This is a genomic window from Pseudomonas sp. GL-B-26, assembly GCF_019947405.1.
Taxonomy (GTDB): Bacteria; Pseudomonadota; Gammaproteobacteria; order Pseudomonadales; family Pseudomonadaceae; genus Aquipseudomonas.
The window spans coordinates 124,484-147,323 of record NZ_JAGYGJ010000002.1 but is presented as its reverse complement, the minus strand read 5'-3'; the positions used below and the strand labels follow the sequence as shown (position 1 = coordinate 147,323).

At 59.2% G+C, this 22,840-nt stretch carries 20 protein-coding genes and 1 pseudogene; 14 read left to right on the top strand and 7 right to left on the bottom strand.

Features of this window, described 5'->3' with window-relative positions; genetic code table 11:
• The first annotated feature begins 113 nt into the window (after positions 1-113).
• Together KGB23_RS02065 and KGB23_RS02060 are read left to right on the top strand one after the other, a co-directional pair.
• Positions 114-1,241 (top strand): NAD(P)/FAD-dependent oxidoreductase, encoded by a 1,128-nt coding sequence (locus tag KGB23_RS02065; protein ID WP_223429684.1) that lies wholly within the window; start codon positions 114-116, stop codon positions 1,239-1,241.
• A gap of 92 nt (positions 1,242-1,333) precedes the next feature.
• On the top strand, positions 1,334-1,990 hold the full coding sequence (locus tag KGB23_RS02060) for a transcriptional regulator (protein ID WP_223429683.1): 657 nt from the start codon (positions 1,334-1,336) through the stop codon (positions 1,988-1,990).
• A 113-nt stretch (positions 1,991-2,103) separates the two neighbouring features.
• Here the strand turns inward: KGB23_RS02060 and hmpA are convergent, their stop codons facing one another.
• Positions 2,104-3,285 (bottom strand): NO-inducible flavohemoprotein, encoded by a 1,182-nt coding sequence (hmpA, locus tag KGB23_RS02055; RefSeq protein WP_223429682.1) that lies wholly within the window; start codon positions 3,283-3,285, stop codon positions 2,104-2,106.
• 156 nt (positions 3,286-3,441) lie between these two features.
• On the opposite strand from hmpA, the gene norR reads away from it, so the two are divergent.
• The 5 genes from norR (at position 3,442) to KGB23_RS02035 (ending at position 7,679) form a co-directional block, all read left to right on the top strand.
• The gene (gene norR / locus KGB23_RS02050; RefSeq protein WP_150654727.1) at positions 3,442-4,992 is read left to right on the top strand and encodes a nitric oxide reductase transcriptional regulator NorR; all 1,551 of its coding nucleotides are present in this window, start codon (positions 3,442-3,444) and stop codon (positions 4,990-4,992) included.
• Between the two features lie 269 nt (positions 4,993-5,261).
• Positions 5,262-6,164 carry a chemotaxis protein CheV gene (locus KGB23_RS02045; RefSeq protein WP_008147551.1) on the top strand — a complete coding sequence of 301 codons (903 nt, stop codon included), beginning with the start codon at positions 5,262-5,264 and terminating at the stop codon, positions 6,162-6,164.
• Between the two features lie 27 nt (positions 6,165-6,191).
• Positions 6,192-6,650, top strand: a complete 459-nt coding sequence (locus KGB23_RS02040) for a GNAT family N-acetyltransferase (RefSeq protein ID WP_223429681.1) — start codon at positions 6,192-6,194, stop codon at positions 6,648-6,650.
• A gap of 70 nt (positions 6,651-6,720) precedes the next feature.
• Positions 6,721-6,846, top strand: a complete 126-nt coding sequence (locus KGB23_RS30115; RefSeq protein ID WP_263288517.1) for a hypothetical protein — start codon at positions 6,721-6,723, stop codon at positions 6,844-6,846.
• Positions 6,847-6,929: 83 nt separating this feature from the next.
• Positions 6,930-7,679 (top strand): YkgJ family cysteine cluster protein, encoded by a 750-nt coding sequence (locus tag KGB23_RS02035; RefSeq protein WP_223429680.1) that lies wholly within the window; start codon positions 6,930-6,932, stop codon positions 7,677-7,679.
• A gap of 60 nt (positions 7,680-7,739) precedes the next feature.
• On the opposite strand, the gene KGB23_RS02030 is transcribed toward KGB23_RS02035, so the two are convergent.
• Positions 7,740-8,879: a transporter substrate-binding domain-containing protein gene (locus KGB23_RS02030; RefSeq protein WP_223429753.1), complete on the bottom strand. Its 1,140-nt coding sequence runs from the start codon at positions 8,877-8,879 to the stop codon at positions 7,740-7,742.
• A 142-nt stretch (positions 8,880-9,021) separates the two neighbouring features.
• Positions 9,022-9,279, bottom strand: coding sequence for a hypothetical protein (locus tag KGB23_RS02025; protein WP_150654724.1), 258 nt, complete (start codon positions 9,277-9,279; stop codon positions 9,022-9,024).
• A 315-nt stretch (positions 9,280-9,594) separates the two neighbouring features.
• Between KGB23_RS02025 and KGB23_RS02020 the strand changes: the two genes are divergently transcribed.
• From KGB23_RS02020 to KGB23_RS01990, 7 genes and pseudogenes are all read left to right on the top strand, one after another.
• A complete protein-coding gene (locus tag KGB23_RS02020) occupies positions 9,595-10,755 on the top strand; it encodes an efflux RND transporter periplasmic adaptor subunit (RefSeq protein WP_223429679.1) in 1,161 nt (386 codons plus the stop codon).
• Entirely contained in the window at positions 10,752-13,853 is a 3,102-nt protein-coding gene (locus KGB23_RS02015; protein WP_223429678.1) for a multidrug efflux RND transporter permease subunit, read from the top strand. Before KGB23_RS02020 ends, KGB23_RS02015 begins: the two co-directional genes overlap by 4 nt.
• Positions 13,854-13,862: 9 nt before the next feature.
• A complete protein-coding gene (locus KGB23_RS02010) occupies positions 13,863-14,540 on the top strand; it encodes a heavy metal response regulator transcription factor (protein WP_007916978.1) in 678 nt (225 codons plus the stop codon).
• Positions 14,530-15,894 (top strand): heavy metal sensor histidine kinase, encoded by a 1,365-nt coding sequence (locus tag KGB23_RS02005; protein ID WP_223429677.1) that lies wholly within the window; start codon positions 14,530-14,532, stop codon positions 15,892-15,894. Before KGB23_RS02010 ends, KGB23_RS02005 begins: the two co-directional genes overlap by 11 nt.
• Before the next feature lie 114 nt (positions 15,895-16,008).
• Complete coding sequence (locus KGB23_RS02000) at positions 16,009-16,233, top strand: hypothetical protein (protein WP_223429676.1); 225 nt, start codon at positions 16,009-16,011, stop codon at positions 16,231-16,233.
• Positions 16,234-16,497: 264 nt separating this feature from the next.
• Positions 16,498-16,690, top strand: a pseudogene (locus tag KGB23_RS01995) (OprD family outer membrane porin); the annotation flags it as partial.
• 147 nt (positions 16,691-16,837) lie between these two features.
• Positions 16,838-18,334, top strand: coding sequence for a sensor domain-containing diguanylate cyclase (locus tag KGB23_RS01990; RefSeq protein WP_223429675.1), 1,497 nt, complete (start codon positions 16,838-16,840; stop codon positions 18,332-18,334).
• Positions 18,335-18,403: 69 nt separating this feature from the next.
• On the opposite strand, the gene lpxC is transcribed toward KGB23_RS01990, so the two are convergent.
• From lpxC to KGB23_RS01970, 4 genes are all read right to left on the bottom strand, one after another.
• Positions 18,404-19,315 carry a UDP-3-O-acyl-N-acetylglucosamine deacetylase gene (lpxC, locus tag KGB23_RS01985; RefSeq protein ID WP_095130494.1) on the bottom strand — a complete coding sequence of 304 codons (912 nt, stop codon included), beginning with the start codon at positions 19,313-19,315 and terminating at the stop codon, positions 18,404-18,406.
• A 112-nt stretch (positions 19,316-19,427) separates the two neighbouring features.
• Positions 19,428-20,621 carry a cell division protein FtsZ gene (gene ftsZ, locus KGB23_RS01980; RefSeq protein WP_033061342.1) on the bottom strand — a complete coding sequence of 398 codons (1,194 nt, stop codon included), beginning with the start codon at positions 20,619-20,621 and terminating at the stop codon, positions 19,428-19,430.
• A gap of 71 nt (positions 20,622-20,692) precedes the next feature.
• On the bottom strand, positions 20,693-21,952 hold the full coding sequence (gene ftsA, locus KGB23_RS01975) for a cell division protein FtsA (protein ID WP_033061341.1): 1,260 nt from the start codon (positions 21,950-21,952) through the stop codon (positions 20,693-20,695).
• A gap of 14 nt (positions 21,953-21,966) precedes the next feature.
• A complete protein-coding gene (locus KGB23_RS01970) occupies positions 21,967-22,836 on the bottom strand; it encodes a cell division protein FtsQ/DivIB (RefSeq protein WP_008147517.1) in 870 nt (289 codons plus the stop codon).
• Positions 22,837-22,840: the final 4 nt, after the last annotated feature.

Genomic DNA, 22,840 nt, shown 5'->3' with positions numbered 1-22,840 from the left:
AAAGCGGTCTGACATTCACCGATGATGTCGACTGACACACCGCTTTCGCGAGCAAGCCCGCTCCCACAAGGATCATCTACACATTTGGCATTTGCGCCCATCAGGAGACGTTCATGAGCCAGGCAGATTTCATCATCATCGGCGGCGGGATTGCCGGTGCTTCCACCGGTTTCTGGTTGTCGCAGCACGCCCGAGTGATCGTGCTCGAACGCGAATCCCATCCGGCTTACCACTCCACCGGACGTTCAGCCGCACTGTTCACCGCCGCCTATGGCACACCGCAGGTTCGGGCGCTGACCCAAGCCAGCCGCGACTTCTTCGACGCCCCTCCCGCCGGTTTCTGCGAACACCCGCTGCTGACCCCGCGTGGCGAGATGACCGTGGATTTCACCGGCGATCCGGCCGAGCTGAACAATCAATACCTGAGCGCCAAAGCCACGGTGCCGGAGATGCAGCTAATCAGCGCCGACGAGGCCTGCGTGCGCCTGCCGATTCTGCGCCGGGAAAAAGTCCATGGTGCGATTTACGACCCTACCGCCAGCGACATCGACACCGATGCCTTGCACCAGGGTTACCTGCGCGGTATCCGACGCAACAAAGGTGAAGTTCATACCGACAGCGAAGTCCTGAGCCTGACCCGTGACGCCGTAGGTGTGTGGCACGTGCAAACCAGCGGTCAGACCTTCAGCGCCCCGATCATCATCAACGCGGCAGGCGCCTGGGCCGACAAAATCGGCGAGCTGGCCGGTGCCAAACCTCTGGGCCTGCAACCCAAGCGCCGTGCGGCGTTTATCTTCGCCGGCCCCGAAGGCGTGGACATCCACCACTGGCCAATGCTGGTCAGCCTCGATGAATCCTTCTACATGAAGCCCGACGCCGGAATGTTCCTCGGCTCGCCAGCCAACGCCGACCCGGTGGAACCGCACGACGTTCAACCTGAAGAGCTGGACATCGCGATGGGTATCTACCAGATCGAAGAAGCCACCACCCTGACCATCCGCCGTCCGACCCGCACCTGGGCCGGCTTGCGCAGTTTCGTGAGCGACGGTGATTTGCTGTCCGGTTTCGATCCGCAGGTGCCGGGGTTATTCTGGGTAGCGGCACAAGGCGGTTATGGTATTCAGACCTCGCCAGCCATGGGCCAGGCCAGCGCTGCACTGGTGCGCGGTGAAGCCTTGCCCGAGCAACTGACTCGCTTCGGTCTGAACACCCAGATGCTCTCCCCGACACGACTGGGCTGACTTTCGGACCCAGGTGACGTGTCGACACGATTGCGGCAAACTTCCAGCGCCCTTTTTTGACGGGGCGCTGATGCTGTCTGGAGCTCCACTTTATGAACGCCCAAGAACAAGAACCAGCCGGTGATGACTCTGCATTGAAGAGCTCGCCGCTGGACAACTTCCGCGCGATCGCCGATGCCATCGCCACGTTGTTCTTTCCTCACGCCGAGGTGGTGCTGCACGATCTGCGCACACAGAAGGTCGACTACATCGCCAACAACCTGTCCAAACGGGAAATCGGTGACGACTCGGCGCTGGAGGACATGCTCAGCGAAGAGATCAACGAACGAAACATCGGGCCGTACGAAAAGCTCAATTGGGATGGCCAGAAGATTCGCAGCCTGAGCAGTGTGCTGCGCGACAGCGAAGGTCATCCGCTGGCGGTGCTGTGCATTAATCTGAATATTTCGTTGTTCGAAAATGCCAAGGCTGCACTGGATCTATTCCTGTCGCCGAGCAAGTTGATTCCGCAACCGGAATCGCTGTTTCGCGATGACTGGCAGGAGCGGATCAATACCTTCCTCCACGCCTGGCTACGCGAGCGTCAGCTGAGCCTGAACCTGCTGACCCGTGACCATAAGCGCGAACTGGTGCTGGCACTGCACGCCGAAGGCGCCTTCAAAGGTAAAAGCGCCTCCAACTATGTGGCGAACGTGCTGAACATGGGGCGGGCAACGGTGTACAAACATTTGAAAGAACTGAAGGGCTGAAACCTGTGGCGAGGGAGTTTGCTCCCGCTGGACTGCGCAGCAGTCCCCTTCTTTTCAGTTAGAGAGTGGGGCCGCTTCGCGCCCCAGCGGGAGCAAGCTCCCTCGCCACAGCGTTACTCCAGTGCCGAAGCCGGCCCGAAGAATTCGTAACGGCTTTGCTTCTCCGGTACACCCAGCGCTTTCAGGTGACGCTTGACCGCCGCCATGAAGCCTTTAGGTCCGAGGAAGTAAGCGTCCAGGTCGCGTTGCTGCGGCAACCACTCGCCCAGTTGCTCCTGGCTCAACAGGCCAACCTTGTGCGCCGCCGGGCTCACGCCATCATCTTCGTCGTAGCAATAGAAGCGCTTGAGTTGCGGGTGACGCTCGGCCAAGCCATCGATCCAGTCGCGGAAAGCATGAACGCTACCGTTACGCGCGCAGTGGATAAAGTGCACCGGCCGTTCGGTCGCCAGCGCCGCTTCGAGCATCGCCAGCGTCGGAGTGATGCCCACGCCGCCGCTGATCAGCACCAGCGGTTTATCGCTGTCGGTCAGGGTGAATTCGCCCGATGGCGGGAACAACTCAATTTTTGCGCCAACATGCAGTTGATCGTGCAGATGGTTGGAGGCGCGGCCACCGGTTTCACGTTTAACGCTGATCCGGTACTGGCCCTTGTTGGCCAGGGCCGACAGCGAATAGTTACGACGAATCTCTTCGCCATCGAGGATCAGTTTCATACCGATGTACTGGCCAGGTTCTGCCGCCAGAATCGGGCCTTTGTCCGCTGGTTCGAAGTAGAACGAAATAATTTCCGCACTTTCCTCGACCTTGGCCACCACGATGAATTCCCGCGCCCCGCGCCAGCCGCCCGGTGCCTGCTCCTTCTGGTCGTAGATGCTGGTTTCGGCGCCGATCAGGATGTCGGCCAATTGACCGTAAGCAGCCCCCCAGGCGGCCATCACTTCAGGTGTGGCGATCTCGTCGCCCAGCACTTCGGAGATGGCTCGCAGCAGGCAGGCGCCGACAATCGGGTAGTGTTCCGGGAGGATTTGCAGGGCCACGTGCTTGTTGATGATCTTGGCCACCAGGTCGCCCAACTGGTCGAGTTGGTCGATGTGACGCGCATACATCAAAACACCGTTGGCCAAAGCGCGCGGCTGATCACCGCTGGCTTGGTGAGCCTGGTTGAACAGCGGACGGACTTCCGGGTACTCGGACAGCATCATGCGGTAGAAATGAGTGATCAACGCTTCGCCACCGCTTTCCAGCAAGGGCACGGTGGATTTGACGATTGCACGGTCTTGAACGCTAAGCATAAGGCGACTCCTGAACTACTTGGATTGCTAACTGACTACCTTGTACTTATCAGTTTCCGTGCCAGAAAATAAAACCTTATAAATCAATATTTTAAATTCTTTATAGTCATATCGACACACCCTGACTTATAGTCATACCGACTACACGGAGTCACTATGACTGCAAAAGCCTTGCTCACCACCCTGCTGCCACTGGTCGCCGACCTGTCCCGCGAACTCCCCGAAGGCGAGCGTTATCGGCGCTTGCTTGAAGCCATGCGCGCCCTGCTCCCCTGCGATGCTGCCGCACTGCTGCGCCTCGATGGCGAATGGCTGGTGCCACTGGCCGTCGACGGGTTGAGTACCGACACCCTCGGCCGACGCTTCAAAGTCAGCGAACACCCGCGTTTCGAAGCGCTGCTCAGCAGCCACGGTCCGACCCGTTTCGCCGCCGACAGCGACTTGCCCGACCCTTACGACGGACTGGTCGATGGCCTCGATGATCATCTGGAAGTCCACGACTGCATGGGTTGCCCGCTGTTTATCGATGAGCGTCCGTGGGGTTTGCTGACCCTCGACGCACTCGATCCGGAGCGCTTCGAACCGATCGAACTGGACGCCCTGGAAGCCTTCGCCAGCCTCGCCGCCGCAACGGTCAACGCCGCCGAGCGCATCGAACGCCTGGCCAATCGTGTCGAAGACGAACACCAGCGTGCCGAGGTTTACCGACAAGCCAGCGGCCAGCAAAACCGCGAGATGATTGGCCAGAGCAAGGCCCACAAACGGCTGGTGGAAGAAATCAATCTGGTGGGCGGCAGCGATCTGACCGTGCTGATCACCGGCGAAACCGGGGTCGGCAAAGAACTGGTCGCCCAAGCCATCCACGCCGCATCGCCTCGGGCCGACAAGCCGATCATCAGCCTCAACTGCGCCGCGCTACCAGACACGCTGGTGGAGAGCGAACTGTTCGGCCACGTCCGCGGCGCCTTCACCGGTGCGATGAACGATCGACGCGGCAAGTTTGAACTGGCCAATGGCGGCACGCTGTTTCTCGATGAAGTCGGTGAGCTGTCCCTGACCGTCCAGGCCAAATTGCTGCGAGTCCTGCAAAGCGGTCAATTGCAGCGATTGGGCTCGGATAAAGAGCATCTGGTCGACGTACGTCTGATCGCCGCGACCAACCGCGACCTGGCCGAAGAAGTGCGCAGCGGCCGCTACCGTGCCGACTTCTATCACCGCCTGAGCGTTTATCCGTTGCTGGTGCCAGCACTGCGTGACCGTGGGCGGGATGTGCTGTTGCTCAGCGGCTACTTCCTGGAGCAAAACCGCTCCCGCATGGGCCTCAACAGCCTGCGCCTGAACAGCGATGCGCAGGCTGCATTGCTGGCGTATGCATGGCCGGGAAATGTGCGGGAGCTGGAGCATTTGATTGGCCGCAGTGCCTTGAAGGCGCTGGGTAATTGCAAGGAACGGCCGAAGATTCTGAGTTTGAGCGCGGCGGATCTGGATTTGCCCACTGGCAGCGTTGAGCTTACAACCGAGCCAGCCCCTGTCAGCCCTGCTGCTTTGGTCTCGGGAGACTTGCGGGCGGCGACCGAGGATTATCAGCGTCGACTGATCGACGCCTGTCTGGAACGGCACCATAACAATTGGGCGAGCGCGGCGCGTGAGCTAGGCTTGGATCGGGCGAATCTTGGGCGGATGGCCAAACGCCTCGGCATGAAGTAACCCGGTTATTGTGGCGAGGGAGCTTGCTCCCGCTCGGTTGCGCAGCAGCCGCACTACCAGCGATTGCGTACTGCCAGATATAACACGATGCCTATTTTGGGAGTGCTTCGCACTCCAACGGGAGCAAGCTCCCTCGCCACAGGGTTCACCGTTTGACCAGGGGGTAGGCATTTGGCCTAAAGCCTGCCCACAACAAGTCGATAACCCGGCATCGATAGCTGCTGGCGATCCTCGCGGTCGCCCATCACCTTTTTCCACAGAAGGTTTTTATGTCTTCAAACAAAGCCCGCGCAGATTCACTTTCGCTTCTGCTGTTTACCTTGCGCAGCGGCAAGCTGATGGCGATCAACCTGCTGAAAGTCAGTGAAATCATTCCCTGCCCGCCGCTGACCAAGCTGCCGGAGTCGCACCCACACGTCAAAGGCATCGCCACCCTGCGCGGTGCCTCGTTGTCGGTGATCGACCTCAGCCGTGCCATCGGCGAACGACCGCTGGAAGACCCGAACGGTGGCTGCCTGATCGTCACCGATGTCAGCCGCTCCAAGCAGGGTTTGCACGTTCAAGCCGTGAGCAAGATCGTCCACTGCCTGACCACCGACATCCGTCCGCCGCCCTTTGGCTCTGGCGGCGTGCGTTCGTACATCACGGGCGTGACCTCGGTCGACGGCACGTTGGTACAGGTCCTGGACATCGAAAAAGTCATCCATGGCATCGCCCCGGCGCAGATCGAAACGGCCCCGACCGAACTGAGCATGGAAGACGCTGAAGTACTCGGCAACGCGCGGATTCTGGTGGTCGATGACAGCCAGGTGGCGTTGCAGCAATCGGTGCATACCCTGCGCAACCTCGGCCTGCAATGCCACACCGCCCGCAGTGCAAAGGAAGCCATCGACTGCCTGTTGGATCTGCAAGGCACGGCCCAGCAGATCAACCTGATCGTCTCGGACATCGAAATGTCGGAGATGGACGGCTACGCCTTCACCCGAACCTTGCGTGAAACCCCGGATTTCTCGCACCTCTATGTGTTGCTCCACACTTCTTTGGACAGCGCGATGAACAGCGAAAAGGCCCGTCTTGCCGGCGCGAACGCGGTGTTGACCAAGTTCTCCTCGCCAGAACTGACCAAGTGCCTGATCGAAGCGGCCAAGGCGGTCGCTGAACAAGGTCATTGAGGCTTGAGCAAGGACTTCTGCTTTCTGATGCGGCGCAACCTCGCTGAAGTTGTGCCTGCGATCACTTGGCCTCAGGGAATCGTCCTCAGCGACTACCGCCCCGATCTGGCTGAAGCCGTTCATCGTTTGATGGAACTGGGTTATCAGCAAGGTGGCGGTCGCGTGCCGGCACTGGACGTCTGGCAACAGCGTTTTGAAACCGATCCTGAATATGATCCGAGCCTGTGCTTCATTGCCCTGGATGCCGAAGGTATCGTCGGCGTGTGCCAGTGCTGGACCAGTGCCTACATCAAAAACCTGGTGGTGCATCCACGAGCTCAGGGGCAAGGATTAGGACGTGCGTTGCTGCTACATGCTTTCAAGATATTTCAGCAACGACGCGAAGGTTTTGTGGATTTGAAGGTGTTGGAAGACAACCTTCGGGCGCGGCGTTTGTATGAAAACGCCGGAATGCGTGTGATCCGTCGGGAACCGGTTCCGGCCTGACATCGGCCAATCCAAACCTCTTGAGGCATACTCCAACCTCGGCCAACACAAGCCCAAGGATGCCTGTCCCATGAAAGCTGTCACCCTGACTTTCTTCTGCCTCGCCGCCCTCGCCACCCAGGCCCACGCCTCCAGCTCCGACGCCTGGGCCGCTTACGACAAAGCGGTGCTCGCCAGTTGCACCAAGGCGCAGTGACTGGCGCATAACTTGCTTCGATAGCGGCCATTGCGGCGGCATTCTGTCGCCGTTTCATGTCCTTTTATGCGACTGGCCGTTCAATGAATACGACGTTTTCCTGCGTAGGCTGTGGCAAATGCTGCAACGACCACCACGTGCCCCTGACCCTGCCCGAAGCCCGGATGTGGGCGGCTGATGGCGGTCAGGTGATCGTGTTGGTGGAAGGTTTCCTGGGCAATGGCCTGGGCCTGCCAGTGCAGCAACGCGAACACGCCGAACGCCGTTCGGTGAGGGTTCGAAGCGGCGCATCCGAGGCGTACATATCCATCACCTTTGCCGCCTACAACGTCGGTCCTTGCCGGAATCTTGACGAAGACAACCTCTGCCGCATCTACGAACGCCGGCCGCTGGTGTGCCGCATCTACCCGATGGAAATCAATCCGCACATTCCCCTGAACACCGCCGTAAAGGAATGTCCTCCCGAGTCGTGGGAAAAGGGACCGGATCTGATTGTGGGTGGTGAATTGGTGGATCAGGAACTGGTCGGATTAATCCAGCGCTCCCGTCAGGCGGATCGCGATGACATTCGGACCAAGGATGCGATTTGCGCGCTGCTGGGGATTCGGACTACAGCGTTGAAGGGTGATGGGTTCACCGCTTATCTGCCGGACATGACGGCGTTTGCGAGGGTCATCGACCAAGTTGCGACGCAGCCTGTGGTCGGGTCAGGCGCTGACTGGTTGTTTCATGTGTCGGGCGAGGACATCGCCGGGCAAGTGCAGGCGGCCGGTGCGCAAGTGGTGACAGATACGCCAGTGAACTATGCGTTTATTTCGTTGCGGGCAGCCTAAGACGCAAGGCTTCGGAACCACTGCGCAATCCCGTTGCGCAGTGGCTCGTCGTCAAAAGAATTAGCTGGCCGTCACCGCCAGACATTCCACTTCTACCTGCGCGTTCTCGACCAACTTGCCAGCAAACGTTGTACGTGCGGGCAAACGATCCGCTGGAAAGAAACTGCGATACACAGCATTCATGGCGGAAAAATCCCTTATGTCGGCAAGGATGACCGTGCATTTGGCCACTTGAGCCAGGGACGAACCGCTGCGTTGCAGCGCGGTACGCAAGTTCTCCATGACCTGGGTCGTCTGCGGGCCGATGCCGCCCTTCACCAGTTCACCATCAGCCCCCAGGCCGAGCACCCCGGAAAGGTAAATGGTCTCGCCGACCTGCACCGCATCGGAGAATGCCAGACCTTCCTCATTCGGAAAGTAGCGTGGTGAGTCTGGCGCTGCGGGCGGCAAATAACGTTGGGTAATCGCCTGGTACTGGCCATTTTGCTTAAGACGCTCAAGCGCCGCATTCAGGTTATCGCGCAGCAGGGTGTCGGTTTTTCGCACAGCCATGGCCACACCGCTGCCCAGCATGGGGTCCTTGAGCGCCGGACCGACAAAATCGAAACCTTGCCCCTGAGGCTGACTTAAAAGCGCCTGGGTGATTTCAATCGAGTCTTGCAGGGTCGCGTCGAGCTCACCCGCCAGCAGGCTGGCGACCAATTGGTTGTTGAAATTGAAACTGTGCACCGTCACCCCGGCCGCCGCCCAGCGAGCCTTGGCGAAAGCCTCGCGACTTGTGCCCGCAAGGACGCCGACACGCTTGCCCTTGAGTGATTGCGCATCCGGCTGCAGATTCGAGCCCACACGAGCCACCAGACGGTTACTCAAGGGATACAGGTCTTCGGTGAAATCAACCCGCTCGCGACGCGAAGAGGTGGCGGTCATCGGCATGATCACGTCGAAACGGTTGGCTTCAAGGGCATGAATGTTGGTCGCGTAATCCTGATCAACCCAGACACAGCGGGATTTGAGTTCGGCACACAGCGCGTTGCCCAACTCGACGTTCAATCCGACCAGCTCACCCTTGTCGTTACGGCTCTCGAACGGCGGAACCAGCGCTTCGACACCGAAACGGATCTGTGGATCGGGCACAGACGACATGCAGCCAGTGGTCAGGGCCACCAGCGACAGTAGAGAGAGGGTTTTTACCAGAGACATTTTGGCGGCCTTCATCGAAAATTCATGGGCATGAATCTTCGACGAGTGGCCACCGACTTACCCAGAGGACGAATCGCCCATCTTTGTAGGAACTATCTCAATGACAGGAAGAACAATTACCGCTCAACAAAATGCCTGACAGTCAGCGTTTACCCATTGAGCGACGAGTGCCGGGAGGCGCGGCGCCGGGGGTCTTGGTATGGCCATTCTTGGCGCCATTCTTGTACCAGGGCTGGCTGGCGTTCTTCGCTCCAGCCAACTCACCCGGTTTGAACGGGAACTTGAACGCCGGGATCGCGGCCTTGGTTTCGCTGTCTGCGCTGGAGTCGACGCTGTCTGGCAGGTCTGCCTGGTCGTCGCTCAAAGCGTCGGCAACCGGCGGTTGTGTCGGGGAAGTCATGAAAGCTCCGGGTGATGCCATAGAGTCGGGCCCGGTCAGCGAGCCGCGAAAGGCGGCAGTATACCTGTGTCGGAAGCAGCAAGCTTCAAGCCGTAAGCGAGTCCGTCGGGTTTTGTGTCTTGGTCGGCTACCTGTCGCCAAGATCAAAAGATCGCAGCCTCCGGCAGCTCCTACTGGGGATCGACGCCGATCCGCAGAGGTCCAAACTGACAGCGCCGTCAGTTAGCAGTCACCTTCCTGACGGGCGAACAGGTTTATAAAGGAAGGTATAAACCTGAAAAAGCTCCAACCACCCAGCCCCGGCGCCCCACTCGCATGCGAATTCAGAAAAACCCCGCCCTGCTCGCAGCCCTTCTGATCGTTCTGGCAGCGCTGGGCCTGTGGTACGCCATCAAGCCCGCTACCACCAAACTGACCGCGCCCTCTGCGATCCCCGTTCGGGTAGTGAACGTCGTCGAAAAAGACGTCCCCCGCTACGTCAGCGGCATCGGCTCGGTGCTGTCGCTGCACAGCGTGGTAGTGCGTCCGCAAATCGACGGCATCCTCACCAAAATCCTGGTCAAGGAAGGCCAACTGGTGAACAAAGGCGACCTGCTGGCCACCATCGATGACCGCTCGATCCGCGCCAGCCTCGATCAGGCCCGGGCGCAACTCGGCGAAAGTCAGGCGCAATTGCAAGTCGCGTTGGTCAACCTCAAGCGTTACAAGCTATTGAGCGTGGACGACGGCGTTTCCAAACAGACTTATGACCAGCAACAAGCCCTGGTCAACCAACTCAAAGCCACCGCCCAAGGTAACCAGGCCTCGATCGACGCCGCACAGGTGCAGCTCTCCTACACACAGATTCGCTCTCCAGTCACCGGCCGCGTCGGTATTCGCACGGTGGATGAAGGCAACTTCCTGCGCATGACCGACGCTCAAGGCCTGTTCACGGTGACCCAGATCGACCCGATCGCCGTGGAGTTCTCCCTGCCACAGCAAATGCTGCCGACCTTGCAGGGTCTGATCGGCGACCCACAACGTGCACAAGTGAAGGCCTACATCGGCGCCGACACTGACGGCGAAACCGGCAATCTGCTCGGCGAAGGTCATTTGACCCTGATCGACAACCAGATCAACGCCAACACCGGGACCATCCGCGCCAAGGCTGAATTCGCCAACCCCGCACAGAAACTCTGGCCGGGCCTGCTGGTAACGGTAAAGATTCAAACAGCACTGGATAAAGATGCGCTGGTGGTGCCGCCCACTGTCGTACAACGCGGGCTCGATCAACATTTCGTCTACCGGGTCAATGGCGACAAGGTCGAAGCCGTTCAGGTGCAGATGGTTTATCAAGGCAGCGGCCAGGACCTCATCAAAGGCGTGAAACCGGGTGATGTGCTGGTCAGCGACGGCCAGTCGCGGCTCAAACCTGGCTCGACCGTGCAGGTAGTGACCGACCCACCGCAAGTGGTGCAATCGGAGCCGAAACCATGAAGGGACATGGCTCGGTTTCCGCGTGGTGCATCGATCATCCGGTGGCGACGGTCCTGCTGACCTTTGCCTTGGTGCTGCTGGGGGTGATCGCGTTTCCGCGACTGCCGATTGCGCCGCTGCCGGAAGCGGAATTCCCGACCATCCAGGTGGCCGCACAACTGCCCGGCGCCAACCCCGAAACCATGGCCTCGTCGGTGGCCACGCCGCTTGAAGTGCAATTCAGCGCCATCCCCGGCATGACCCAGATGACCTCGAGCAGCGCCTTGGGCTCGACCATTCTGACCCTGCAATTCACCCTCGACAAAAGCATCGACACCGCCGCGCAGGAAGTCCAGGCCGCGATTAACACCGCCGCCGGCAAACTGCCCAAAGACATGCCGAACCTGCCGAACTGGAGGAAGGTCAACCCGGCCGACAGTCCGGTGCTGATCCTCAGCATCAACTCGCCGCAAATGCCCGGCACCGAAGTCAGTGACCTGGTGGAAACTCTGCTCGCCCGTCAAATCAGCCAGATCGACGGCGTAGGCAATATCAACATCACCGGTCAGCAACGTCCGGCGATTCGCGTGCAGGCGTCGGCGGACAAACTCGCCGCCATTGGCCTGACCCTGGCGGACATTCGCCTGGCGATCCAGCAGACCAGCCTCAACCTGGCCAAGGGTGCGCTGTACGGCGAGTCGAGCATTTCGACCTTGTCCACCAACGACCAATTGTTCCACCCCCAGGAATACGGTCAGCTGATTGTTTCCTACAAGGACGGCGCACCGGTTCATCTCAAGGATGTGGCCAAAGTCGTCGACGGTTCGGAAGATGCCTACATCCAGGCCTGGGCTGACGGTCAGCCGGGGGTGAACCTGGTGATTTTCCGGCAACCGGGGGCCAACATCGTCGAGACCGTGGACCGTATTCAAGCGGCCCTGCCGACGCTGGAGGCCATGCTGCCGGCCTCGGTGCAGGTCAAAGTGTTGATCGACCGCACCCAGACCATCCGCGCTTCGCTGCATGAAGTGGAAGTCACCCTGCTGATCGCGATCCTGCTGGTGGTGGCGGTGATGGCGCTGTTCCTGCGGCAGTTGTCGGCGACCCTGATCGTGGCGTCGGTGCTCGGTGTGTCGCTGATCGCCAGTTTTGCCCTGATGTACATCATGGGCTTCAGCCTGAATAACCTGACACTGGTAGCAATCGTGGTGTCCGTCGGGTTTGTGGTGGACGATGCGATTGTGGTGGTGGAAAACATTCACCGTCACCTGGAGGCTGGCGACGGCATGCGCGAGGCGGCGATCAAGGGTGCCGGCGAGATCGGCTTTACCGTGGTCTCGATCAGCTTCTCGCTGGTAGCGGCGTTTATTCCGTTGCTGTTCATGGGTGGCGTGGTCGGGCGGCTGTTCAAGGAGTTCGCCCTGACCGCCACCTCGACCATCATGATTTCCGTGGTGGTGTCCCTGACGCTGGCGCCGACTCTGGCCGCGCTATTCATGCGCGCGCCGGTGCATCACGCCCACGGTAAACCTGGTTTCGGCGAACGCTTGCTGGCGCTGTATGAGAAAGGCTTGCGCCGCGCCCTCGCCCATCAGAAATTGATGATCGGTGTGTTCGGCCTGTCCCTCGGACTGGCGGTCGCCGGGTACATTTTCATTCCGAAGGGTTTCTTCCCGGTACAGGACACCGGTTTCGTCCTTGGCACCACCGAAGCAGCTGCTGATATTTCCTACGGCGACATGGTGAAAAAACACCTGGCGATGGCCGAGATCGTCGCCGCCGATCCCGCCGTCGAGACGTTCTCCCATTCGGTCGGTGTTTCGGGCAGCAACCAGACCATCGCCAACGGCCGCTTCTGGATTTCGCTGAAAAAACGCGGCGACCGCGACGTCTCCGCCAGCCAGTTCATTGATCGGATTCGCCCGCAATTGATGAAAGTCCCGGGCATCGTGCTGTACCTGCGCGCCGGACAAGACATCAACCTCAGCTCCGGCCCGAGTCGCGCGCAGTACCAATACGTGCTCAAGAGCAACGACGGCGCGATCCTCAGCACCTGGACCCAGCGCCTCACGGAAAAACTGCGCGCCAACCCGGCGTTCCGTGACATTTCCAACGACCTGCAACTGGGTGGCAGCATCACCCACATCAGCATTGACCGCAGCGCCGCCGCGCGTTTCGGCCTGACCGCCAGCGATGTCGACGAAGCGTTGTACGACGCCTTCGGCCAGCGGCAGATCAATGAGTTCCAGACCCAGACCAACCAGTACAACGTGATTCTGGAACTGGACACCAAGCAGCGCGGCAAGGCCGAAAGTCTCAATTATTTCTACCTGCGTTCGCCGCTGAGCGGGGAAATGGTGCCACTGTCGGCCCTGGCGAAATTCGATGCGCCAACCATCGGCCCGTTGTCCATCGCTCACGACGGGATGTTCCCGGCGGCCAACCTGTCGTTCAACCTGGCACCCGGCGTCGCGTTGGGCGATGCGGTGATCATGCTCAATCAGGCCAAGACCGACATCGGCATGCCGGCGGCCATCAGCGGTAATTTCCAGGGCGCGGCCCAGGCGTTCCAGAGTTCGCTGGCCAGCCAGCCATGGCTGATTCTGGCGGCACTAGTGGCGGTGTACATCATTCTTGGCGTGCTCTACGAGAGCTTCGTGCATCCGCTGACCATCATCTCGACGCTGCCGTCGGCGGGGCTCGGCGCGGTGATCATGTTGTGGATTTGCGGGCAGGACTTTTCGATCATGGTGCTGATCGGGTTGGTGCTGCTGATCGGCATCGTCAAGAAGAACGGCATCCTGATGATCGACTTCGCGCTGGACGCCCAACGTAACCGTGGCTTGCCTCCCGAAGAGGCGATCTTTGAGGCGTGTATGACGCGGTTCCGGCCGATCATCATGACCACCCTCGCCGCCCTGCTCGGCGCCCTGCCGCTGATGCTCGGTTACGGCACCGGCGCCGAATTGCGCCAGCCCTTGGGGATCGCGGTGGTCGGCGGCTTGCTGGTGAGCCAGGCGCTGACGCTGTTCACCACTCCGGTCATATACTTGTGGCTTGAGCGGCTATTCCATAGGCCCAAACCTGCGCCCGTACCGGCGCTGGCGACCACAGACTGAGGCGGGGTCATGCGCGTTCTGATTATCGAAGACGAGGAAAAAACCGCGGACTATCTGCACCGCGGCCTGACGGAACAGGGTTACACCGTGGACCTGGCGCGCGACGGCGTCGAAGGCCTGCACCTGGCGCTGGAAAGCGACTATGCGGTGATCGTCCTCGACGTCATGCTGCCGGGCCTCGACGGCTTCGGCGTACTGCGCGCATTGCGTGCGCGCAAGCAAACCCCGGTGATCATGCTCACCGCCCGCGAGCGTGTGGAAGATCGCATCAAAGGCCTGCGCGACGGTGCCGACGATTACCTCGGCAAACCGTTTTCCTTTCTCGAACTGGTGGCGCGCCTGCAAGCGCTAACCCGTCGCAGCGGCGGTCACGAACCGGTGCAAGTGAGCATCGCCGACCTGTGGATAGATTTGATCAGCCGCAAAGCCACCCGCGCCGGCACGCGCCTGGACCTGACCGCCAAGGAGTTCTCGCTGCTGAGTGTCCTGGCCCGCCGCCAGGGTGAAATTCTTTCGAAAACCGCCATCGCCGAAATGGTCTGGGACATCAATTTCGACAGCGACGCCAACGTCGTCGAAGTCGCGATCAAACGCTTGCGAGCGAAGCTCGACGGGCCGTTCGACGAGAAACTGCTGCACACGATTCGTGGCATGGGTTATGTGCTGGAGAGCCGTGGTGTCCAGTAACTCGATTGCCCTGCGCCTCAGCGGGATGTTCACGCTGGTGGCGCTTTTGGTGTTTTTGTTGATCGGCTGGGCGTTGTACCAGCAGGTCGATAAAGGCTTGGGTTTGTTGCCCGAGGCTGAACTGGACGCGCGCTACAGCGTGCTCGAATCCACGGTCGGCCGTTATGGCACACCCGAACACTGGGTGAAGATCAACAACAAGCTCAAGCTGCTCGGTGAAGAAGACAAGCGCATCAGTTTCTGGATTATCAGCGGTGATCCGCACTACGAATACGGCAACCTGACGCCGCAGATCCGCGCCTTTGCCGAAGGCCCGCTGGGCATGCGCGACTTGAATCTGCCGGATCAGCCATATCCGCTGAAAGTGCTGGTCAGTCAGTTCCCGGCCAAAGATCAACGCCCGCCGTTGCGCTTCATGATCGGCATCGACACCGAGACGTTTCTGCAGACTCAACATCATCTGCTGATTGCCCTGATCAGCCTGGCAATCATCGGCGTGTTGCTGGCGTCGGCCCTCGGTTATTGGGTGGCACGAATCGGCCTCAAGCCCCTGATCAAGTTGTCCCAGGAAGCCCAGCGGCTGGCACCGCCGTTGTTGTCCGGCCGCCTGCAATTGTCGCCGCTGCCGCCGGAACTGAATCAGTTCGTCAACTCGTTCAATTCGACACTGGCGCGGGTCGAACAGGCTTATTCGCGCCTTGAGTCGTTCAACGCGGACGTGGCCCATGAACTGCGCTCGCCGCTGACCAACCTGATCGGCCAGACCCAAGTTGCGCTGACTCGCGGGCGATCCGCCGAACACTATTTTGAAGTGCTGCAATCGAACCTTGAAGAGCTTGAGCGACTGCGCTCGATCATCAACGACATGCTGTTCCTCGCCAGCGCGGATCAGGGCAGCAAAGCTACCAAACTGACCTCCACCTCGCTGGCCGATGAAGTGGCGACGACGCTGGAGTACCTGGATTTCATTCTTGAAGACGCGCAGGTTCAGGTGCAGGTCAGTGGTGACGCGCAGGTGCGGATCGAGATCGCTCATCTGCGCCGGGCCTTGATTAATCTGCTAAGCAATGCGGTGCAGCACACCGAGCCTGGGCAAGTGATTGAGGTGCGGATCGAAGTTGAGGAGCATCAGGTGAGCATCGGGGTTGCGAACCCTGGATCGCCAATTGCCAGCGAGCATTTGCCGCGATTGTTTGAGCGTTTTTATCGGGTCGATGCGTCGCGCAGCAACAGTGGCAACAACCATGGGTTGGGGTTGGCGATCGTCAAGGCGATTGCGCTGATGCATGGCGGGGATGTGTTTGTGCGCAGTGATCACGGTATGAATACCTTCGGTATCCACCTCCCGGTCTGACGATCTTTGCTCTTTGCGTAACAGTCCTTTCTGCAACCCGCTCTTTTTCCCCTCGCCCAAGCCCCTTATCTTTGCCGCACCAAACAGCACTTGCCAAGCAAGAAGGTTTTAAAGATGTCCAACACTATGGGTATTGCCAGCGCTTTCGTTTTGTCCTCTTTGTTTCTGTCTCCGTTCGCCATCGCTGAAGAGTCGCAGACGTTCGTCGCGCAAAATTCCGCACGCGCTGCTGCATTCGAACAATATCAGAACGAAATGACGGCCAAGGCTCAGGAAGCTGCGCAAACCCCTCAAGCGTCGACCACTCAAGCCCGGTCACGGGTTGAGAAAGACAGCTGATTGCCAAGTATCACTCTGTTTCCCTCGACACTTTTCATCGGCTCTTCCCATTGAAAAGTTGTCTTCAAAGCCGCTGCTATCAGCGGCTTTTTTTCGTTGTGGTTTTAAACAGCTTAAGTTCGTCTTCCCTAACAAGAAACATCCGGAGTCTCAAAACAACGAGGCTCTTAGTTGACCCAAGGCGCTTTACCGCTAGTGCGTTTCCCTCTTGGATTCAGCCCGTTATTCATTGCAATTGCTGCAACGGTGGCGCCTGCTGCTCACGCTGATGGCAAAAACGCCAGGCACTGGGAACGCGACAATCGATCTCAAGTATGTGGTTCAGGGCGGCAAGGCCAAAAACCTGGCGCTGCGCCTGCAATGGGCGTCCAACCGTGGAGGCAACGGCTACGACGCGCTGGATCAGGACACTGATGAATACCGGGTGATCGTCGACTACCCGCTCAATGTCTTCTAAGCTTCAATAAGCAAAAGGCCAGCATGTTTTGCTGGTCTTTTTTTTATCCGGGATTTATACAGGCGCTCCGAACGCAAACGGTTTCTGGGATTCTGCCTGAGTCTTGCAAAACACTTTCATAACGCCTCATTAGCAGAAGTCAGAACCATGAGTGTGAGCAGTCCAACATCTCACCATCCGATCCGGTCGACGCGATCGGAGCGGCTTCTGGTTCTTGGCAGTTTGCTGCTGGTGATTGCGATATTGAGCATCGTGGCGTTCCTGCTCATTCGCGAACGCGCCAATGCTGAACAATCTGCCACTCGCGCAGCAACCAATATCGTGCAACTGATCGACGCAGACGTGTTACGCAACGTCGAACTCTATGACCTGTCCTTGCAAGGCTTGATCGCAGCCTCGCAGCGTGAAGACCTCAAGAACGTTTCCCCTGCCATCCGCCATCTGGCCTTGTTTGACCGTGCCACTGCCGCGCCGTACAAGGGCGACATTTTGTTGCTGGACAACAAGGGCGACGTGATCGCCGACTCGGCCTCGGTGGAGCCTAGAAAGGGCAATTTCGCTGACCGCGAGTACTTTCAGTCACACGTGACCAATCGTGATCCGAGCATGCTCATCAGCCGCCCCTTCCGTTCCAGGCAGGCTGAACATGAATGGCGAATCAGCTTCAGTCGCCGGGTCAGCGGCTCACAGGGCGAATTCCTCGGTGTGGCCGAAGCCGCCATGCGCTTGAGTTATTTCGATCAGCTGTTCAACAGTTTGAGCATCGGGCGTGACAGCTCGGTCAACCTGATCAGCTCGGACGGGATTCTTCTGGCCCAGGAACCCCGCCTGGCCGAAGAGCTGATTGGCAAGGACTTCAGCAACCGTCCCAACTTTCAGCGCATCGTCAAAGAAGGCAACGGCAGCTTCACCGGTGATTCAAGCCGCTATAAGGACAAACGCCTGTACACGTTCTCCAAGGTGGGCAACTTGCCGTTGATCGTCATCGTTGCACTGTCCAGTGATGAAGTATTTGCCTCGTGGAAGCGCACTGCAGTGGTGGTTAGCGTTGCGACTATTGCGCTGTGCATCAGCTTGCTCTGGCTGACTTGGCTGCTCAGCCGGGAATTGCGCCTTCGCCACAATGCCGAACAGGAACTGGCGCAACTGGCGGCCACCGATGCCTTGACCGGCCTGGCCAACCGCCGAACGCTGGATCAGGTCCTGCGTCATGAGTGGTTTCGCGCTCAACGTTCCGGCCAGCCATTGTCGCTGTTGATGATTGATGCCGACCACTTCAAGGCGTTCAACGATCGTCATGGGCATCAGGCTGGCGATGATGCCTTGCGCTCGTTGGCCAAGGTGACCTCCGACAATGTAAGGCGACCAGCCGATCTGGTCGCCCGTTACGGCGGTGAGGAGTTTTCGGTGATTCTCGCGGAAACCGACAGCCAGGGTGCGCAACAGATTGCCGAACACATCCGAGCGACAGTGGAGCAATTGCCGCTGGTTGCAGGTGCCGAGTCGCCGATTACTGTCAGTATCGGTATCAGTACCTGGACCACCTCCGCTGAGATCAGTCTGGAACAGCTATTGTTTGCAGCGGACAAGGCGCTGTATCAGGCCAAGGAAAGTGGGCGTAATCGGGTGGTCGCTGCGGATTGAGGCCTTTCCCGCAGGCATAAAAAAAGGCCACCCGAAGGTAGCCTTTAAAAAACTAGAGAGGTTTTTTACTTACACGGCCGCAACGGGACGCATGTAAGAGATCGGTGCAGTGCTGGCGTCTTCGAAAGTCACGACTTCCCAAGCATCTGTCTGCTCAATCAACTTGCGCAGCAGCTGGTTGTTCAATGCATGTCCGGACTTGAAGCCCTTGAACTCACCAATCAGGCTATTGCCCAGCAGGTAGAGGTCACCAATTGCATCGAGGATCTTGTGCTTCACGAATTCGTCTTCATAGCGAAGGCCGTCTTCGTTCAGTACACCATCCGCGTCGACCACAATAGCGTTTTCAACGCTGCCGCCGAGTGCGAGATTGTGCTTGCGCAGGTACTCGATATCACTCATGAAACCAAAGGTACGGGCGCGGCTGACTTCTTTTACAAACGAAGTGCTGGAAAAATCCACGCTTGCACTTTGTGTGCGGTCACGGAAAACCGGGTGATCGAAATCGATCTCGAAGCTCACTTTGAAACCTTCGAAAGGGACGAAAGTGGCGCGCTTGTCGCCGTCTTCCACTGTCACTTCCCGCAGGATCCGGATGAACTTCTTGGCGGCGTCCTGTTCTTCCAGGCCGGCCGATTGGATCAGGAATACGAAAGGTCCAGCGCTACCATCCATGATCGGAACTTCAGACGCGGAGAGCTCGACGTAGGCGTTATCGATGCCCAGGCCAGCCATGGCCGAGAGCAAGTGCTCCACCGTATCAACTTTGGTGTCACCACTGACCAATGTGGTCGACATCGTGGTTTCACCAACGTTTTCCGCGCGGGCAGGAATCTGCACCACAGGGTCGAGATCGGCACGAACAAACACAATGCCGGTGTCGATAGGTGCGGGCTTGAGGGTCAGGTATACCTTCTCCCCGGAGTGCAGGCCTACACCTGTAGCACGGATAATATTTTTCAGTGTGCGTTGTTTAATCATGGCTTGGGCCGCTTCAGCGCAAATTGCGAACTGGTATCAACAAAGGCTGGCGATGATAGCAGACCAGACCTTTGCTGAACACCAATCACCTTCATAGCCCTGATACATTCCATTAATCGGCCTGACGACGCAGGAAAGCCGGGATGTCCAGGTAGTCCAGATCATCTTGCGGATTCATCTTCGCGGCAGTCGCAGCACCGGCCTGAGCCTGGTTGCGCATGACGGTCGGACGGTCCAGGTCACGGTAGTTTACCGCAGGCGCTTCCTGACGCGAAGGCGCTTGCTGTTGCGGCTGCGATGCCACGGACGTGTGCATGGTGTTGTCGATGACCTTTACAGGCTTCTCGATTTTCGCGCCTAAACCTGTGGCAACCACGGTCACGTGCAGCTCGTCGCGCATGTCCGGATCGATAACGGTACCGACCTTGACCATCGCGTGCTCGGAAGCAAAGGCTTCGATGATGCTACCCACGTCGGAGTACTCACCCAGGGACAGGTCAGGACCGGCGGTGATGTTCACCAGGATGCCGCGTGCACCTTGCAGGTTCACGTCTTCCAGCAACGGGTTGCGAATGGCCGCTTCAGTAGCCTCACGTGCACGGTTCGGACCGCTGGCGCAGCCAGTGCCCATCATCGCCATGCCCATTTCGCTCATCACGGTGCGTACGTCGGCAAAGTCGACGTTGATCATGCCCGGGCGCTTGATGATGTCGGAGATACCGCGAACGGCACCGGCCAGTACATCGTCGGCCTTGGCGAATGCGGACAGCAGGCTTGCGTCCTTGCCAAGGATGGTCAGCAGCTTCTCGTTGGGAATGGTGATCAACGAGTCGACGCTTTCAGACAGCAGACGGATACCTTCGTCGGCGATCTGCATGCGCTTGCGGCCTTCGAACGGGAACGGACGAGTCACCACCGCAACGGTGAGAATCCCCATTTCCTTGGCCACTTCAGCAATGATCGGCGCAGCACCGGTACCGGTACCACCGCCCATGCCGGTGGTGATGAACACCATATTGGTGCCCTGCAGGACTTCGGCAATGCGCTCACGATCTTCGAGAGCGGCCTGACGACCTACTTCAGGGTTGGCGCCAGCGCCAAGACCTTTGGTCACGCCGGTGCCCAGTTGCAGGATGGTCCGCGCGCCGATGGATTTCAGCGCCTGGGCATCAGTGTTGGCGCAGATGAATTCAACGCCTTCAATGTTGCTCTTGACCATGTGGTTGACGGCGTTGCCGCCGCCTCCGCCAACACCGATAACTTTAATAACCGGGCTTGCGGGGATGTTGTCTACGAGTTCGAACATTTTCCCTCTCCTTTCATTTCTCTAGTTTTTTCGCCTACTGCCTGTATCTACAACGGTGCTGCGGTATATCTTTAGAAGTTGCCTTGTACCCAGCTCTTGAAGCGATCGAGCAAGGCGACTTTCGGTTCTTCATTGCTGTAGCTGTCGCGGCTGCTGATGCCCGAGAACGAAATCCCGTCGGACTGCTTTTGCAGGCCGTACATCAACAGGCCAACGCCGGTGGAATAAATCGGGTTGCGAACCACATCGTCCAGGCCCTTGACGCCATGCGGCACGCCCAGGCGGACCGGCATGTGGAAGATTTCTTCGGCCAGTTCGACTGCGCCTTCCATCTTCGACGTACCACCGGTCAGCACGATGCCGGCCGGGATCAGGTCTTCGTAGCCGCTGCGACGCAGTTCGGCCTGGATCAGCGTGAACAGCTCGTCGTAACGCGGCTCGACCACTTCGGCCAGGGCCTGGCGGGACAGCTCGCGCGGTGGACGGTCGCCAACGCTTGGAACCTTGATGGTTTCACCGGCACCGGCCAGTTTGGCCAAGGCGCAGGCGTAGCGAATCTTGATTTCTTCGGCGTACTGGGTCGGGGTGCGCAACGCCATGGCGATGTCGTTGGTTACCTGATCGCCCGCAATCGGGATCACCGCGGTGTGACGGATCGCGCCTTCGGTGAAGATCGCGATGTCGGTGGTGCCGCCACCGATGTCCACCAGGCACACGCCCAGCTCTTTCTCGTCGTCGGTCAGGACCGAATACGCGGAAGCAAGCTGCTCGAGAATGATGTCGTCGATTTCCAGGCCGCAGCGACGCACGCATTTTTCAATGTTCTGTGCGGCGTTGACGGCGCAGGTGACCACGTGAACCTTGGCTTCCAGACGTACGCCCGACATGCCCAGAGGCTCACGAACACCTTCCTGGTTATCGATCACGTAATCCTGCGGCAGGGTGTGCAGAACGCGCTGGTCAGCCGGGATTGCCACGGCCTGGGCGGCGTCGAGCACGCGCTCGAGGTCGGCGGAGCTGACTTCGCGATCACGAATCGCCACGATGCCGTGGGAGTTCAGGCTGCGGATGTGATTGCCGGCCACGCCGACGAACGCCGAGTGAATGCGGCAACCAGCCATCAGCTGCGCCTCTTCGATCGCGCGCTGGATCGATTGCACGGTGGACTCGATGTTCACCACCACGCCTTTCTTCAGGCCACGGGACGGATGGGTACCGATCCCGACGATTTCCAGCGTGCCGTCGTCCGAGACCTCGCCGACCAGCGCCACCACCTTGGAGGTGCCGATATCGAGACCGACGATCATTTTGCCGCTTTGCACGTTTGCCATGGTCCTGCCTCTTCTTAATTCTTCGCGACAGCGGGTTGGGCTGTCGTGGGCGCTACAGGTTCCCGCCAGCCAACAGCGAGGCCGTTGGCGTAGCGCAGATCGATGCGCGCAATGTTCGTAATCTGTTCTTTAAGCGTCTTGTCATAGATGGCAATGAAGCGGCGCATCTTTTCCAGCAGGTTGCCGCGTCCCAGCAACAGTTCGATTCCCGGGCCCGCGCTACCGGCGCCGGTGGTCAGGAACCAGCTACCTCGATCACGCAACTCCAGGCGTGCAATCGAGAAGCCCAACGGCCTGAGCATCTGGCTCAGCACCTGATATTGCTGCATCACTTGCTGTTGGGCCCGTTGTGGGCCGAACAGCTGTGGCAAGTGTTCGTAATTCGCCAACTCACGCGGGGTGAACGCCTGACCCTGGTTGTTCAACAGCGACTCATCGCCCCAACGGGCCACCGGCAGTTGTTCTTCCAGGCGGATCACCACTTGATCCGGCCACACCCGACGCACTTCGGCGTGGGCAATCCATGGCATCGTTTCAAGCTCGGTACGCATGCTCGCAAGATCGATGGTGAAGAAGCTCGACGCCACGTACGGGGCGATCCGCTGCTGCACCGCTTGCTGGCTGATGTAACTCAAGTCGCCCTGCACGTTGATCTTGGTGATCGGCCGGTCGGCGTACGGCAACAAACGCTGCGCGCCTTCGTAAGTACCGAAACCCAGTGCGACCAGCAGCACCGGCCAGAACAGGCTTTTCAGAAAACCAAAATTGGCTTTCGGCAGGCGCGCAGACATCGGCTCTTTGGCCACCATTCGGCTGGCACCCCGCGGTACCGGCTTGCGGCCGGGTGGTGCGGAGGGCTGATGTCTCAGCTGTGCGCCTTGCATGCTC